This is a genomic window from Terriglobus sp. (assembly GCF_965201105.1).
In the GTDB taxonomy this organism is placed as follows: Bacteria; Acidobacteriota; Terriglobia; order Terriglobales; family Acidobacteriaceae; genus Terriglobus.
This window is the reverse complement of sequence record NZ_OZ241741.1, coordinates 872,273-887,134: the sequence shown is the minus strand read 5'-3', so window position 1 is coordinate 887,134 and position 14,862 is coordinate 872,273. Positions and strand designations below refer to the sequence as shown.

Sequence of the window (14,862 nt, the reverse complement as noted above, 5' to 3'; positions counted from 1 at the left end):
CCAACTGGCGCGCCCTTCCTGCTGCATTTCGCTGACTCGCTGAAATCAGACCCCAAACACCCGGTGGCCCGGGCAATCCTGCTCCGCGTTCTCCACCAGAAGCCGCGGCACATCCACATCCGTCCGCGCCAGCAGCGCCACACCCGCCAGAAACCGCTCCTGCGGATGCCCCTCGGGAAACAGCAAGTCGCTCACCGCCGCCGCATGCTTCGCCAGGTGCGTTTCCTTCTGCACCTGCCAGTTCGCCGCCAGCCGCCGCAGCCGGTTCATCTGGTAGCGCATCTTGTTCGCGGCCACGCCCGCCGAGCGGCCCAGGCCCTCATCCATCGCACCCATCCACTGCGTCACCTGCGACAACTCAGCATCCAGCGCGTTTCCCGCCGCCGCAATCTTCCGCTTGCCCTCAATCGGAATCGCCCGCGCTCCCAGCTTCTGTAGCAGGTCACCAGCTGGCTCCAGCGCATCGCGCAGCGACAGCTCATGCTGCTCCATGACCGCCCGCACCGGCTCATCGACCAGTGTCGCGCTCAATCGCGGCAAAACCGGCGTCACCACGCCCAGAATGCGCTCATACAGCACCCGGCACTGCGCAAAGTACGCGACCTCCGCCGGCCCGCCCACATACGCCGACGTCGGCAGCAACGCATCCTGAAACACGGGCCGCAAGAGCGCATTCGGACTCAGCCGCTCGGGCTCACTTTCCAGCAATAGGAGCAACTCATCTTGCGCGTACACCCGCGCGCCAGCCTTCCATTCGCGTCCCGCTCCACCCGCGCGAGGCACCCGCCGCAGCGGCAAGCGGTTCCCCTGCTCGTTCACCACAAATAGCAGCGAACTGTTCTCCGCGATCAACACCTGTGCGTGAAAACCCGCAGCCTGCAATGCCTCGCTGTTCGCCAGCAACGCATCGTGCAACTCATCCGCATGCTCCAGCGCATACTTCAGCACCGGCGCGCCCATCGCATGGAACTCCCGCCGGCTCGCATCGATCACGATCAGCCCAAATTCTCGAAACAGCGCCGTGATCAGCTTCGCAAAGCTCGACGCCAGCGTCTCCCCCGGCCCGTAACACTCCCGCAGCAGCTCCGCAACCGGCGCAAACCCAAGCAGCTCTTCGGCGCGTTCCACCACCGGCGTAATCGCATCGCCCAACAACAGCGACCCAACCTCGCGCGTCCCGTGGTGCGGAAACTCCGACCGCAACACCTCCACGCCGGCCTTGCCCTCGATGTTCTTGCCCAGGAACGCCGCCTGGTTCACCTCGTCCAGATCGTGATCTTCCGTCGCCATCCAGAACACCGGCACATGCGGCACACCGGCCTCGCTTGCCACCTGCGCCTTCCGGATCGCGGTCGCCGCCTTCATTAGCGTCAGCAGCGGCCCACCAAACAGCCCCACCTGCTGCCCGGTCACCACCGCGCGCGCACCGTTCGCCAGCTTGTCCAGATTCGCGATCGTCGCCTCTCCGCAACCCCAGCTCATGTTCTGCTCGCGCAACACCCGCACCAGCTCCCCGCGATCCGGCTGTAATCGCGGCGACGTCCCCTGCTTCCAACACGGGTCAAACGGACTGCACGGATAGAACTGCCGCACAGGCGCATCCGCCGCCGCCGACCGCATCTCCGTGAACTCCTGAAAGATTGCCGACAAATGCGGCAGCACGGAGATGGGGTAACACTCTGCGGTCATCACGATTCTCTGGCCTGTTAAAGTGGCGCGAGCGTGCCGCCCCGTGTCAGATGGTACCCGACCCTTGTTGGATGCAGGTTCCGGCACACCAACGTCCTCAACTCTGGACCAAGACCACTTGTCATTTGGACCGGAGCACCCACAGCTCTATCGTGGGTGCGCAGTGGACTTGATGCCTGCACCGAAGTCTGCATTTTCCTTCGACCGCCAGCTTCACGCAGGAGCAAGCAGCAGATGTTAGCTTCAAACTTATGAGCCAGACCGACGACGCAGCCGCCCATCCCACCCACACCGCAAGCGGCGCCGAAACCTCGTCGCAAATGCCCAACCTGCCCGTCGCCGCGCCCGAGCTTAAATCCGGCGAGGCTAACATTCTCTCCTCGCACGAAAGCTTCCACGGCCACATCTTCTCCGTCCACACCGAAGAAATCCAGGAGCCCAACGGTGTCCGGGCCACCCGCGACGTCGTTCGCCACAACGGCTCCGTCGTCGTCCTGGCCGTGGACGAAACCACCGACCCCGCCGACCCGCTTCTCGTCCTTGAGCAGCAGTTCCGCCACGCCGCGAACCAGTTCCTCTTTGAGCTGCCCGCCGGCCGCGTCGACCCCGGCGAGACCACCCGCCACGCCGCCGAGCGCGAACTGATCGAAGAAACCGGCTACCGCGCCGCCCACTGGGAAAGCCTGGTCAAGTACTACGCCAGCCCCGGCTTCGTCGCCGAGTGGATGGAAATCTTTCTCGCCACCGGCATCACCACCGGCGAGGCACAACCCGAGGAAGACGAGCGCATCGACACCTACCTCGTCCCGCTCTCCCGCGCCCTCCGCATGATCGACGAAGGACAGATCCACGACGGCAAAACCCTCATCGGCGTCCTGCTCTACGCTCGCCGCTTCGCCGCTCGTCAGCGCATGGGAAATGCTTCGGCTTCGTAACAAAAACTTTGAAGGCCGAATAATTGCACGTGGTAAAAAACCGTGTGCGCCGGACTGCGCCCACGCCCCTTTCGCCGTGATCCACCCACCGTTCCGCCACGTCTACCTAGCACCATCCTCGCCGCAGGTCTTCCCAGGCGAGAGCGAAAGACTGATGGTGCAAGGGACAAACGCGGTGGCACAGTACAAAGGAACAGTGAAGTGGTTCAACAACGCCAAGGGCTATGGCTTCCTCGGCCGCGATGACGGCGGCGCGGATGTCTTCGTACACTACAGCTCGATCCAGACGGAAGGCTACAAAAGCCTGAAAGAAGGCGATCCCGTCGAATTCGACGTCGTCCAGGGCGGCAAAGGCCCCCAGGCCGACCAGGTCATCCTCACCAACTAAAGCAACGGGCCACGCCAGCAACCACTGGCGTCGTTCCGAACCCGTGCCCCATGTCCCCCAGGGACATGGGTTTTATTTTGCACCGATCCTGCGTGCCCTACCTTCGCCGCGCTGTTTGCGGCGGAGGTGGGACGGCCCGGCAACGATGCGCGCCAACCCATCGCTCGCGTCAAGCACACCAAAGATGTGTCATTCCGACCGGAGCACCCACAGCTTTATCGTGGGTGCGTAGAGGAGGAACCTGCATTTTCGAACGCGGCACGCGAGCCCCGGACGAACCCCACCCAACCCACCGCATCTCATCCCACAGCCATGGACAACATCACCATCGCGCGCCTGCTCGACGAAACTGCCGCGCTCCTCGAAATAGACGCCGCCGACCCCTTCCGCATCCGCTCCTATCGCCGCGCCGCCGAATCTGTCGAGCAGCAAACCCAGCCGCTCGCCGGCATGATCGACGATCCCAAGCAGCTCACCGCCATAGGCGGCATCGGCAAGGGCATGGCCACCAACATCGTCGACCTCGTCCGCACCGGCACCATGCCCCTCCGCGACGAGCTCCTCACCAAATACAAGCCATCCATGCTCGAGCTACTTCGCCTCCCCAGCATGGGCCCAAAAACCGTCGCCCTGCTCTGGAGCGCCCTCCAAGTCTCCAACCTCGACGAGCTCGAAGCCGCCGCCAAGGCCGGCCACCTTAACAAGCTCCCCCGCTTCGGCCAGAAGCAGGTCGACAAAATCCTGAAAGGCATCGAGGATCACCGCAAGAACACCGGCCGCTTCCGCATCGACGTCGCTGAAGAATGGGCCGACCGCATCGCCGCCCTCATCCGCGAGTTCCCCGGCATCGAAACCATCACCTACGCCGGCTCACTGCGCCGCGGCCGCGAGTCCGTCGGCGACCTCGACCTGCTCGTCACCGGCCCCGCCTGCGAACCGGGCGTCGTCGCTGCCGCGGTCGAGCACGTTGCCGCGCTCCCGGTCATCGACAATCTCATCGCCAAGGGTCAGAACAAGGTCAGCTTCACCCTCCGCAATCACCTCCAGGTCGACGTCCGCCTTCTGCCCCGCGGCAGCTACGGCGCGGCGCTCCAGTACTTCACCGGCTCCAAGATGCACAACGTCACCCTTCGCCAGCGCGCCATCCGCATGGGCTACACACTCTCCGAATACGCACTCGCCCGCATCGAGCCCGCCGAAGGCCAGTCCAGCATTGTCGCCGCCGCCACCGAGGACGAGATCTACGCCGCGCTCGGCATGCAGTGCATCCCGCCCGAGCTCCGCGAAAACTGCGGCGAAATCGAAGCCGCCATCAAGCACGAACTCCCGCAACTCATCACCCTCGCCGACATCCGCGGCGACGTCCACATGCACACCGTCGCCACCGACGGCACCTGCACCGTCCGCGAGATGGCCGAGGCCGCCCTCGCCCGCGGCCGCCAGTACATCGCCATCACCGACCACAGCAAAAACCTCGCCATGACCAATGGCCTCGACGACGCCCGCGCCCAGGAACACATCCGCCGCATCCGCGAAGTCGACGCCGAGATGGAAGGCCACATCCGCGTCTTCGCCGGCATCGAGGTCGACATCCTCCAGGCCGGCGATCTCGACCTGTCCGACGAGACCTTTGCGCAAATGGATGTCGTCGTCGCCAGCGTCCACTCCCATTTCCAGCTTCCCGTCGCCGAGCAGACCGAGCGCGTTCTCCGCGCCCTCGAAAACCCCTACCTGCAGATCCTCGGCCACCCCACCGGCCGCAAGGTCCTCAAGCGCGACCCGCACGAGTACGACCTGCACACCGTCCTGAAGCGCTGCGCCGAACTCGGCATCGCCGTCGAGCACAACGCCGCACCCGCCCGCGCCGACCTCAGCGACTCGAACCTCCGCCTCGCCAAAGAACTTGGCTGCAAAATCAGCGTCAACACCGACGCCCACGCCGTCAGCGACATGGACCGACTCCGCTTCGGCATCACCCAGCTCCGCCGCGCCTGGCTCACCCCCACCGACGTCCTCAACACCCTCGACGCCAACGCCTTTCTGGCCGCCCTACGCCCCCGCCCATAGTAACGGCAACTCTAAACGGCATGTGCCCCACCTTCGCCGCGCTCTTTGCGGCCAAGGTGGGCGAAGCAGCATCAACTCCCGTGCCCCATTCTTCGCGCGCTCTCTGCGCGAAGGGTGGGGTCGACAGCCCCACCCCCAGCGACAAACCCAACCTGCCCCGCTACCCGCGGAACTCCTATCTCGCCAACCCGCTCTCTCGCTGAACCGGCGATAATCCCTCCATGGCCGACCTCCTCAGCTCCACTCAGGAACCCAACTACACCCTTCGCAATTTGCTCATCACCGGCCTCCTCGTCGCGCTCGCCCTCGCCGCTGCCTTCGGCCTCTTCTACCACCACGAAAACCACGCGCCGCTCGAAGCCACGGCAACCAGGGTCCTCACCCTTCCGCTCCACACCGTCTACAGCGGCCATGTCAAAGGCGAAGTCGGCGCGATCGCCCCCGATCAATCGGAGGACGTCATCTACATCGTCCCGCTTCTCCGCATCCGCAACCAGAGCGACGTTCCCCTCTTCATCAAGGACGTGACCGGCGCCGTCACCCTCCAGGACGGCCGCGAACTCGCAGGCCGCCTCATCGGCGCACGTGACCGCAGCCGACTGCAGCAGCTCGTCCCCGGCATTGCCCCTGTGCTCAAGCAAGCCAACCTGCCCGCCCTCGACCCCGAACAACAGGTCGCCCCCAACGCCACCGCCGAAGGCTACGCCATCTTCCTCTACTCCATCCCGCCCACCGAGTGGGACCACCGTCAGTCCAGCAACGTCCGCCTCGACTTCTACCACCAGGACGCCGTCACCATCCCACTTCCCAGGTAGTTGCTTTAGCCGCCGAGGTAGGAAGGTTCCACGATAAACGCGGCTTTAGCCGCCGAGGTAGAAAGGTGTCACGACTCCCCCTTCACAACCCCTTCGGCACCGACAGATACCCGCCCACCACATTCTTGCCCATGCTGTTCACCACAATCTCAAACAACTGCGGGTTCTTCCCGCTATAAAACTGCACCGGCTCCAGAACCGTTTTGTCCTTCTTCTCAATATTCCGGTCGTCGCTCGACACCAGCAGCGTGTAGCGGCCCTTCTTCTCATTCGTCTTCTTCAACTGCAGCTTCACCGTCGACAAAAGCGTCGGCGGCGCATTCTTCTGCAGCGTGAACTCGTAGTAGCTGCGGTCGCCCCTGTGCTTCAAACCCTGCAGCTCATCGTGGTTGCGCGCAATTAGCCCGCTCATCACACCCGCATCGCCAATCGTCCGCTGCAGAATCTGCTTCGTGTCCGCCAGGTCCGTCCTGGCCGCCGCAACCTCCGTCTTCGTCGAAGCTACTTCGGTCTTCACGGAAGACACGTCCGCCTGTACCGCGCCCAGCCGCTTCGACGTGTCCGCAACACCCCGCTGCAGCCGCGAAGCTTCGATCATCTGCTGATTGGCGATGATCGCGGCTCGATTGACCAGCTCCTGCTGCTGCTTCTGCGCCTCCGTCAACTGCTGGTCCACGTTCGCGGAGTTCGCGCGGATCTTCGCATCCGCCTCCGCCAGCCGGCGGCTGAATGCGGTGCTGCCCTGTTCCGCGATGGTCAGCTTCTCCTCGGTGTCCGTCAGCCGCTGCTGCAGCAGAAATGCCCACAGCAGCGCACCCACCGCCAGCACCAGCGCCGTCGCCGTCGCAATCGGCAGCCACGCCCCATGCCCTTGCGAGGGAGTCATCCGCCGCGCCTGCGCATCGGGTATGCTCCGCGTCCGCGAACCAGTGGCAGCGCGCGTCTGCGGCTCAAAAATACGCTGCTTCCGCGGCTCAGCCCCTCTCTGCGCAAACGGCTCAGATCCGCCAAGATCCTGCGGCTCAGACACCCTGCGTGAAAACGGCTCAGAATCATCGCGCTCCGGCGAATCCAACGGTTCCGGCGTCAACGGGTCGGCACCACTTCGCACCTGTGGGTCATGCACCCGGTTCGGATCAGGCTCCAGCATTCCATCTCCCACGCGGCAAGCAGCCGCATCTTCTGCGGCAGGCCGCCGCAACCCTGCCAGTCTGATGCGTTGCACCTTGCGTCCGCAACGTTGCTTCGCCGGTGGACCGTAAGATGAACACGATGCAGCACCCCGACGTCGTCATTGCCGGAGCCGGCGTCCTCGGCCTTTCGCTCGCGCTCGAGCTCCGCCGGCGCGGCCGAAACGTCCTCGTCCTCGACCGCGAAACACCTGGCTTGGCCAGCCGCGCCGCCGCCGGCATGCTCGCCGCCCACGACCCGCACAACCCACCCGCGCTGCGCCCGCTCGCCGCCCTAGCCCTGGAGCTTTACCCCGCCTACCTCGATCAAATCCGCAGCGGAAGCGGCCATCCCGTCCCCATCCACACAGAACACATCCTCGAACCCGGCCCCGGCGGCCACCCCGGCCACACGCTCCTTCCCGCGCTTGCAACCACCGCCGGCAACTTCATCCTCCGCCCCGAACAAAGCCTCGATCCCCGCGACCTTCACACCGCCCTCCGCGCCGCAACACGCAATGCAGGCGTCCGCTTCCAAAGCACCACGAGCGACTCCGACACATTGTCATTTCGACCGAAGCCTCCACAGCTTCATCGTGGAGGCGCACTGGAGTCGGTGCTTGCACCGAAACCTGCTTTCTTTATGAGTGAACAAGAAGCGCAGGAACACGCCCAATTCATCGACTGTACCGGCGCCTGGTCCCCCACCCACACCCGCCCCAGCAAAGGCCAGATGCTCCGCGTCCAACTCCCCCCAAACACCCTGCGCCTCCCACACAACGGCAACACCACCATTCGCACCGAGCACATCTACCTCGTCCCCCGCCTCGACGGCTCCACTCTCATCGGCGCCACGGTCGAGGACGCCGGCTTCGACCTCACCCCTCACGACACCGACCTCGACCACCTCCGCGCCCAGGCCGCCGCCCTGCTGCCCGCCGCAGTCCACGCCCCCGAGCTCGAACGCTGGTCCGGCCTCCGCCCCCGCACCCCCGACGACCTTCCCATCCTCGGGGAGCTCGCACCGAACCACTACGTCGCCAACGGCCTCTTCCGCAACGGCATTCTGCTCGCCCCCGCCGTTGCCCGCGTCATGGCCCAGCTCCTCACGAACGAACCCACCACCATTCCGCTCGCCCCCTTCTCCCCCGACCGCCCCGCCCCAACCCTCTCTCGATAAACGCACCTCCGTGATGACAACCGCACAATCCAACAGCTATAACTCCGTCCAACACGCGCCCGCAGGAGCACACATGCCGACCGAAACCGCCAGCACCAAACCCGAAAACTCCGCTCCGCGCGGCCTCGAAGGTATCGTCGCAACCACCAGCTCCATCTGCTGGATCGACGGCGACATCGGCGTCCTCTCTTACCGCGGCATCGACATCCACGAACTCGCCGCCCACTCCACATTCGAAGAAACCACCTTCCTCCTCTGGTTCGGCCACCTGCCAACGCAGGTCGAGCTCAAAGACTTCCGCCAGAAGCTCTGCGATGCCCGCGCCCTCGACTGGCGCGTCGTCGAGTTCCTCAAGCAGATTCCGCCCAAGTCCAACCCCATGGAGGTCCTCCGCACCGCCGTCTCCCTCATGGGCATCTCCGACCCGGACGACAAAGACAGCTCCGCCGCCGCCAACACCCGCAAAAGCTTCCGCCTCACCGCGCAAATCGCTATGGTCGTCGCGATCTTCGACCGCCTGCGCCGCAAGCTGCCCATCATCGACCCCGACCGCTCGCTCTCCCACGCCGGCAACTTTCTCTACATGCTCACCGGCGAACGCCCGATCCACGAAGCCGAGCGCGCCTTTGACGTCGCCCTCATCCTCCACGCCGACCACGAACTCAACGCCTCCACCTTCGCCGCCCGCGTCATCGCCGCCACCCTGTCCGACGTCCACTCCGCCATCACCGGCGCCATCGGCGCGCTCAAAGGCCCACTCCACGGTGGCGCGAACGAAGCCGTCGCCAAACTCCTCACCGAGATCGAAGCCGCCCACACCGACCCCGTCGAGCACGTCCGCGGCATGCTCAGCCGCAAGGAAAAAATCAGCGGCTTCGGCCACCGCGTCTACAAAACCGAGGACCCCCGCGCCACCCATCTCCGTGCCATGTCCAAAGATCTCTCCACCGCCGCCGGCAACACTCGCTGGTACGACATGTCCGAGGCGATCGAGCAGTTCGTCCGCGGCGAAAAAATGCTCAACGCAAACGTCGACTTCTACTCCGCCAGCACCTACACAACCCTCGGCATCCCCACCGACCTCTTCACGCCCATCTTCGCTGTCAGCCGCATCTCCGGCTGGGCCGCCCACGTCATGGAGCAGCACGAAAACAACCGCCTCATCCGCCCTCGCGCCGACTACACCGGACCCGCCTACCCAGCGCCCTACATCCCCATCCAGGACCGCTAACTCAGTTCGTGCCTTCGCGACCTATCGCTTCCCAAAAAGTTGTCATTTCGACCGGAGCACCCCACAGCTTCACTGTGGGTGCGGAGTGGACTTGGTGCTTGCACCAAACCTCCATTTCGAACCCGCGAGAATGCCACTGCTTCAGCAGCCGCTCTCGCACTCACAACCAGCGGCATAAGCACAAAAAAGGCGCCCACATAGGGCGCCTTTTTCACACGTCACTAACACCCCAATTACATCGGCATCAGCACCGTATCGATCACATGGATCACGCCGTTGCTCTGAAACACATCGGCGGTCGTAATGTTGGCCGTCCCACCCTTTTCATCCGTCAGCGTGATCATGTTGCCGCTCATCATCGCCTTCAACGTGCCGCCCTCGACCGTGGTCAGCGTCGCGGTGCCGTGGCCCTTCTTGATCATCTTCGCCAGGTCCTTGGAAGAAATCTTTCCCTTCACCACGTGATAGGTCAGAATTTTCGTCAGCGTCGCCTTGTTCTCCGGCTGCGTCAGGTTCTCCACCGTTCCCGCGGGCAGTTTGCCGAACGCGTCATCGGTCGGCGCAAACACCGTGAACGGCCCCGCGCTGTTCAACGTATCCACCAGGCCCGCGGCCTTCACCGCCGCCACCAACGTTTTGTGAATCGGCGAATTCACCGCATTCTCCACAATCGTCTTGGTCGCATACATTGGCGCGCCGCCCACGTCCGGGTCCTTCTGTGCCATCGCAGACTGCGCTGAAACAACGCCCAGCGCCAGCGCAAGGCCAAGCAGCATCTTTGTCATCTTCTTCATGTCTTCTCCTGTATTCGCCTCGCCGCGATCGGCATGGTCATCAGGGGAACGTTGACATTGACAGAACAGATGAGACGATTTCGGACACATTCATGCCGTGCACGAAAGAGCATACTCACGGCAGTGACGCCCACAACGCCTGCCTCGAATGTGTGATGTCACATCGACAAGATTTATGAAGCCGGCTTATTCCCCCGCCGCTACCGCCCGCATACTGAAGCTCTGAATCTTCGCCGGCTCCGATCCCGGCCGCATCACCAGCGTCCCCAGCACCTCGGTCCCCATCGGCGTCTGGTCCCGCATCCGGAACACCAGCACCCCGGGCGCAACTTCCTTTGCCGATAGCAGCGAAAACCCGCCCGTCTGCTGCCGCAACTCCATCTGCGCCTCGGCCGTCATGCCGGGCATCGCGCTCGGCAAGACGTCTTCCATTGCCGTCGCGTTCGTCTGGTTGAATGCCGCCAGCCACCCGTACAGCAGGTGCCCCACCGCCGAGTTCGGAATCAACCCCTCCTGCGGCCCAAACCGCGGCAGGTGCACGATGATCGTCGGATGCACATTCCCGCCATGGCCAAACCGCCGCGCCGGCACCGGCGCATCCGCCGCATCGCCCAGAGCAATCACGTCCACCTGGTTCGGATCGTCATCCTTGTCGTCATCCGCGCTTGCATCCGCGGCGCCCCGTGCATACGGTGCCGCATCCTCGCGAAGATGCCGGCCTCTGCTGTGCCGCAAGCCCACTGAAATCAGCAGGAGCACCGCCGCCGCAAGCAACGCCGCAAGCAACACGACCCACAGCGGCAGCCTCTGCCGTTCCAGCACCAAGAATTTCGGACCGGCGAACGAACTCACTTCGGCAATCCGGTGGGCCGAGATAGGCGGATCGCTCATGGGGTGCTCAGGGCAGGAATCCGGGATCAAACCCGCCGAATCGGCCGCCTTCTTCAGTGTAGCCGCGCTCCTGCGCCGCGCCACGGCGTCTGCTGACCCGCTTAACTCACCTGGTGCCGCAGCGCTTCGCCTCCCTAAGCGCCAAATCCCTCATCACTGCTTTCATAGCTGTTCAAGTGCTGCCGCACCACGCCATAGCACTCGCAGGCAATATGCTCCAGCCCTGGGCGGTCCAGCACCTTGATCCGATTGCGTGTGGTCCCGATCAGCCCTGCTTCCTGGAACTTGCCAATTTCACTGTTCACGCTGGTTCGCCGGACGCCCAACATCTCCCCCACGAACTCCTGCGAAAGCTCCAGGACATCCGATTCCATGCGGTCACTGCACAGCAGCAGCCAGCGTGCCAGCCGTTGCCGCACCGTGTGGCTCGCGTTGCACGCCGCGGTCTGCGCCGTCTGAATAAACTGCGCCTGCGTGTAACGCAACACCAGCCGTTCAAACTCTCCGTGCTTTCGGAACTCCTCGCTCGCGACCGCCTTTGAAGTCGTGTAGCCCCAGCCCTTGATCTGCATGAACACGCGGTTCAGGCTGCGCGAGGTCCCCAGCATGCTCGAAGCTCCCAGCACCGACTCATACCCGGCGAGGGCCACCTCCACCTCTTCCCCGTCCTGAAACAGCGTCGTCATCGAGGCGACGCCATCTTCAACAAAGATCAAACTCCGTATCTCGTCCCCGGGCCGCTCCATCTCGTGCAACCTCGGTAGGTCGATCCGTTTAATCTGCAAACGCTCCACCACAGGCGGCGGAAGGTTCTTTAACACCGTATTTCGAAAATTGGGGAACTGCATGTGTGACTTCTCTCATCTATTGAGCTTCATGGAGGCGAACTGACGCTGTAAGCTCATTAGCCTGAGCCACGTAAGAGTACCTCATCACCGCCGGGGATGCGGTAAAGCCCGGTCGCGATGTCTGCGGCTTCACGAAATGGAGCCACAGGCGAACCGGCCAACCACACCCAGACGAATTTACTGTTGCGGCACCGGTGCAAAGAGCAGCGTCACACTCCAGATCACCAGGTCCCAGCACCACAGGATCGCAACGTACAGCAGAACGCGTACCGGAACGCCCGCACTCCGCCGTTTCAGCAGCCGGTCCGCCGCACCCGCGATCAGAAACGCCACAGCCCACGCCTGGCCCGTTCCGATCATCGCAGGCCACACCCAGTCGCCCAGCAATGTCTTCGCGTGTGGGAACAGCAGGGCAAGCACCGGCATCACCGCACCGTGAAGCATCGCCCCAAGCAGGCCCATGCTCACCAACCCAAGCACAAACACCACTCCCGCCGCGACCACCGAAAACCTTAGCTCCCGGAACCAGAACCGCATCCATGCCAGCGCCAGCCGTACATCGTGCCGCAAACGCACGCCCGCTTCCGCGTCAGTAGCGCCGCTCTTGGGCTCGAGTTCCCGCGCCAAGCCCATCATCGCCCCGTGAAACCGCCGCGGCCAGAACGCCCGCAACAGGAAGCTCGCATACACAAAGCTCGCCAGCGATAGCAGCCAGTCCAGAACAAGACCGAACCAGTAAAGCCTGCCTCCGCGCGTCATCACCAGCAGCGGCGCATGATCGAACGCAAGCCACGCCGCCAGAAACGCAGCAGTAGCAAAGCCACACGCCACAACGCGAGACAAACGACGCGGCACAAACGCCTGCACCACAAGCCCGAAGGCAAATGGAATGGTACTCAGCACCAACAGGGCCAGAGCGCACAGCATCTGCCCGGCCACACGGAGCAGTGCAGTCCCTTGCGCTTCCTCCTCCTCTGGTTGGCCTGGCATCGCCCCACTATACCGGGCACCTGAAAAAGGCCGAGCTAGCGATACACTTCGCGCGTGTGCCAAAAGCCCAGCGCGCCTCGCCGGGTGCCCCGCGTCCGGATTCTCGGACACAGGTCAATTACCCTCAACCCGCCAACCCGATGACGGCTTTGGTACCCTGCTTGCAAAGGAACAGTGCATGTTTTCATGGTCGAAACTTCATCCCGGCGTCAAAATCTTTCTAGGGTTCTGTCTTGCCTTCGGCCTCATCAAGGGTGCCCTTGCAGTCTTCCTTCCCTACCACGACGATGCCGAAACCGTACGCCATAGCGCCGGCAAGGCCGGGCTTGTGCAATGCTTCACGCAACAGGCTCACGCCGGCCTTCCCGAGGACAGTCTGCGCAGCACCTGCATGTGTGCCGGCGACAAATTCGCCGCCTCCCTGACGGGCGAGCAAATCAAACCGCTACAAACTCACAAACAGCAGTTCGCACCACCCTTTCAACTCACCCCTGCCATGCAGCCACAGCTGGACACCGCGATTCGCCAATGCACGGGCAGCCGCTAGCTGACTCGCTGTTCTCCTATCTCCATGCGCCGCATCTATCTGGACAACAACGCCACCACCCCGGTCCTGCCCGAAGTGGTCGTGGCCATGCAGCCCTGGTGGACCGAGCGCTTCGGCAACGCCTCCGCCGTTCATGAACACGGCCGCGTCGCGCGCGAGGCCGTCGACCACGCCCGCGAACAGGTCGCCGCCCTCCTCGGCGCCCGCGCCACTGAAATCACCTTTACCGGCAGCGGCACCGAGTCCGACAATCACGCCCTGTTCGGCACGCTCCAGCCAGGCCAGCACCTCATCACCAGCAGCATCGAGCACCACGCCGTTCTCCACGCCGGGCACGAACTTGAGCGTCGCGGCGTCGAGCTCACGGTCGTCGACCCGGGCAGCAACGGTGTTGTCCCCGTTGAGACCATCCGCGCCGCTATCCGCCCAAACACCGCGCTCATCAGCCTCATGCTCGCCAACAACGAAACCGGCGTTCTGCAGCCCGTGCGCGAAGTCGCGGCAATCGCCCACGAACGCAAGATCCTCGTGCACACCGACGCCGTGCAGTGCGGCGGCAAGCTCCCCATCCGCGTCCGCGACCTCGGCTGCGACCTGCTCAGTCTGTCCGCCCACAAAATGCACGCACCCCAGGGCGTCGGCGCGCTCTGGTCCCGCCGCGGCGTGCAACTCCGCCCTCTGCTCTTCGGCGGCCCCCACGAACGGCAGCGCCGCGCCGGCACCGAAAACGTCCCCGGCATCGTAGCCTTCGGCCATGCCACCGCCCTCGCCCAGTCCTGGCTGCCCGAAGGCCCCGCCGCCCTCGCCCGCCTCCATCACCACTTCGAATCCGAACTCCTCCGCCGCATCCCGAACGCCATCATCCACGGCCAACACGTCCCCCGCCTTCCCAACACCACCTCCGTCCGCTTCCCCGGCATCGACGCCGAAGCCCTCGTGATCGCTCTCGATCTCCAGGGCCTCGCCCTCAGCGGAGGCTCCGCCTGCACCTCCGGCGCCGTCGAGCCCTCCCACGTCCTCCGCGCCATGGGCCTCACCAACGAGGAGGCCCGTTCCACCGTCCGCATCTCCCTCTCCCGCCTCACCACCCCCGAAGACCTCAACCTCGCCCTCACCCTCCTCGAACAAACCATCACCCGCCTCCGCTCCCTCACGTAAGACCACCTCCTCATCACGTGCCCCACCTTCGCCGCGCTCTTTGCGGCTAAGGTGGGCGAACCACCGCACCCGCACGCCTTCAGCCTCCGAGGTGACCAGCCCCGAAATCTTGTCAACCCCTCAAAACCCTCCCCCGTCCCGCAACCCATTCACGACAAAT

14 protein-coding genes are annotated in these 14,862 nt (G+C 64.1%); 8 read left to right on the top strand and 6 right to left on the bottom strand.

Annotated elements, in window-relative coordinates:
- Positions 1–45: 45 nt before the first annotated feature.
- Positions 46–1,689, bottom strand: coding sequence for a bacillithiol biosynthesis cysteine-adding enzyme BshC (gene bshC, locus ACOFKT_RS04005; protein ID WP_419806138.1), 1,644 nt, complete (start codon positions 1,687–1,689; stop codon positions 46–48).
- 251 nt (positions 1,690–1,940) lie between these two features.
- Between bshC and ACOFKT_RS04000 the strand changes: the two genes are divergently transcribed.
- The 4 genes from ACOFKT_RS04000 (at position 1,941) to ACOFKT_RS03985 (ending at position 5,894) form a co-directional block, all read left to right on the top strand.
- Positions 1,941–2,624: an NUDIX hydrolase gene (locus tag ACOFKT_RS04000; protein WP_419806137.1), complete on the top strand. Its 684-nt coding sequence runs from the start codon at positions 1,941–1,943 to the stop codon at positions 2,622–2,624.
- A 175-nt stretch (positions 2,625–2,799) separates the two neighbouring features.
- Positions 2,800–3,012: a cold-shock protein gene (locus ACOFKT_RS03995; protein ID WP_419806136.1), complete on the top strand. Its 213-nt coding sequence runs from the start codon at positions 2,800–2,802 to the stop codon at positions 3,010–3,012.
- A gap of 312 nt (positions 3,013–3,324) precedes the next feature.
- Positions 3,325–5,079 (top strand): DNA polymerase/3'-5' exonuclease PolX, encoded by a 1,755-nt coding sequence (gene polX, locus ACOFKT_RS03990; RefSeq protein WP_419806135.1) that lies wholly within the window; start codon positions 3,325–3,327, stop codon positions 5,077–5,079.
- Between the two features lie 221 nt (positions 5,080–5,300).
- A complete protein-coding gene (locus ACOFKT_RS03985; RefSeq protein WP_419806134.1) occupies positions 5,301–5,894 on the top strand; it encodes a hypothetical protein in 594 nt (197 codons plus the stop codon).
- Between the two features lie 82 nt (positions 5,895–5,976).
- Here ACOFKT_RS03985 and ACOFKT_RS03980 read toward each other — a convergent pair whose 3' ends face one another.
- The gene (locus ACOFKT_RS03980) at positions 5,977–7,044 is read right to left on the bottom strand and encodes a hypothetical protein (RefSeq protein WP_419806133.1); all 1,068 of its coding nucleotides are present in this window, start codon (positions 7,042–7,044) and stop codon (positions 5,977–5,979) included.
- A gap of 122 nt (positions 7,045–7,166) precedes the next feature.
- Between ACOFKT_RS03980 and ACOFKT_RS03975 the strand changes: the two genes are divergently transcribed.
- Both ACOFKT_RS03975 and ACOFKT_RS03970 read left to right on the top strand, forming a co-directional pair.
- Positions 7,167–8,243, top strand: coding sequence for an NAD(P)/FAD-dependent oxidoreductase (locus ACOFKT_RS03975; RefSeq protein WP_419806132.1), 1,077 nt, complete (start codon positions 7,167–7,169; stop codon positions 8,241–8,243).
- A gap of 73 nt (positions 8,244–8,316) precedes the next feature.
- On the top strand, positions 8,317–9,474 hold the full coding sequence (locus ACOFKT_RS03970) for a citrate synthase (protein ID WP_419806131.1): 1,158 nt from the start codon (positions 8,317–8,319) through the stop codon (positions 9,472–9,474).
- 233 nt (positions 9,475–9,707) lie between these two features.
- On the opposite strand, the gene ACOFKT_RS03965 is transcribed toward ACOFKT_RS03970, so the two are convergent.
- The 4 genes from ACOFKT_RS03965 to ACOFKT_RS03950 all read right to left on the bottom strand — a co-directional run bounded on the left by ACOFKT_RS03965 (position 9,708) and on the right by ACOFKT_RS03950 (position 12,997).
- Entirely contained in the window at positions 9,708–10,268 is a 561-nt protein-coding gene (locus ACOFKT_RS03965) for a fasciclin domain-containing protein (protein WP_419806130.1), read from the bottom strand.
- Positions 10,269–10,454: 186 nt separating this feature from the next.
- A complete protein-coding gene (locus ACOFKT_RS03960; RefSeq protein WP_419806129.1) occupies positions 10,455–11,159 on the bottom strand; it encodes a hypothetical protein in 705 nt (234 codons plus the stop codon).
- Between the two features lie 134 nt (positions 11,160–11,293).
- The gene (locus ACOFKT_RS03955; protein WP_419806128.1) at positions 11,294–11,875 is read right to left on the bottom strand and encodes a Crp/Fnr family transcriptional regulator; all 582 of its coding nucleotides are present in this window, start codon (positions 11,873–11,875) and stop codon (positions 11,294–11,296) included.
- A 309-nt stretch (positions 11,876–12,184) separates the two neighbouring features.
- On the bottom strand, positions 12,185–12,997 hold the full coding sequence (locus ACOFKT_RS03950) for a hypothetical protein (protein WP_419806127.1): 813 nt from the start codon (positions 12,995–12,997) through the stop codon (positions 12,185–12,187).
- Positions 12,998–13,175: 178 nt separating this feature from the next.
- Here ACOFKT_RS03950 and ACOFKT_RS03945 point away from each other — a divergent pair, with 178 nt between their 5' ends.
- Together ACOFKT_RS03945 and ACOFKT_RS03940 are read left to right on the top strand one after the other, a co-directional pair.
- Positions 13,176–13,544 carry a hypothetical protein gene (locus ACOFKT_RS03945; RefSeq protein ID WP_419806126.1) on the top strand — a complete coding sequence of 123 codons (369 nt, stop codon included), beginning with the start codon at positions 13,176–13,178 and terminating at the stop codon, positions 13,542–13,544.
- Between the two features lie 24 nt (positions 13,545–13,568).
- Positions 13,569–14,702, top strand: a complete 1,134-nt coding sequence (locus ACOFKT_RS03940; protein WP_419806125.1) for a cysteine desulfurase family protein — start codon at positions 13,569–13,571, stop codon at positions 14,700–14,702.
- The last annotated feature ends 160 nt before the right edge of the window (positions 14,703–14,862 follow it).

Bases quoted from the DNA above. Each gene is read 5' to 3' on its own strand.
- ACOFKT_RS03945 (WP_419806126.1), top strand. From the start codon at position 13,176: ATGTTTTCATGGTCGAAACTTCATCCCGGCGTCAAAATCTTTCTAGGG.
- ACOFKT_RS03950 (WP_419806127.1), bottom strand. From the start codon at position 12,997: ATGCCAGGCCAACCAGAGGAGGAGGAAGCGCAAGGGACTGCACTGCTC.
- ACOFKT_RS03980 (WP_419806133.1), bottom strand. From the start codon at position 7,044: ATGCTGGAGCCTGATCCGAACCGGGTGCATGACCCACAGGTGCGAAGT.
- bshC (WP_419806138.1), bottom strand. From the start codon at position 1,689: ATGACCGCAGAGTGTTACCCCATCTCCGTGCTGCCGCATTTGTCGGCA.
- ACOFKT_RS03975 (WP_419806132.1), top strand. From the start codon at position 7,167: ATGCAGCACCCCGACGTCGTCATTGCCGGAGCCGGCGTCCTCGGCCTT.
- ACOFKT_RS03965 (WP_419806130.1), bottom strand. From the start codon at position 10,268: ATGAAGAAGATGACAAAGATGCTGCTTGGCCTTGCGCTGGCGCTGGGC.
- polX (WP_419806135.1), top strand. From the start codon at position 3,325: ATGGACAACATCACCATCGCGCGCCTGCTCGACGAAACTGCCGCGCTC.
- ACOFKT_RS03960 (WP_419806129.1), bottom strand. From the start codon at position 11,159: ATGAGCGATCCGCCTATCTCGGCCCACCGGATTGCCGAAGTGAGTTCG.
- ACOFKT_RS03970 (WP_419806131.1), top strand. From the start codon at position 8,317: ATGCCGACCGAAACCGCCAGCACCAAACCCGAAAACTCCGCTCCGCGC.
- ACOFKT_RS03940 (WP_419806125.1), top strand. From the start codon at position 13,569: ATGCGCCGCATCTATCTGGACAACAACGCCACCACCCCGGTCCTGCCC.
- ACOFKT_RS04000 (WP_419806137.1), top strand. From the start codon at position 1,941: ATGAGCCAGACCGACGACGCAGCCGCCCATCCCACCCACACCGCAAGC.
- ACOFKT_RS03985 (WP_419806134.1), top strand. From the start codon at position 5,301: ATGGCCGACCTCCTCAGCTCCACTCAGGAACCCAACTACACCCTTCGC.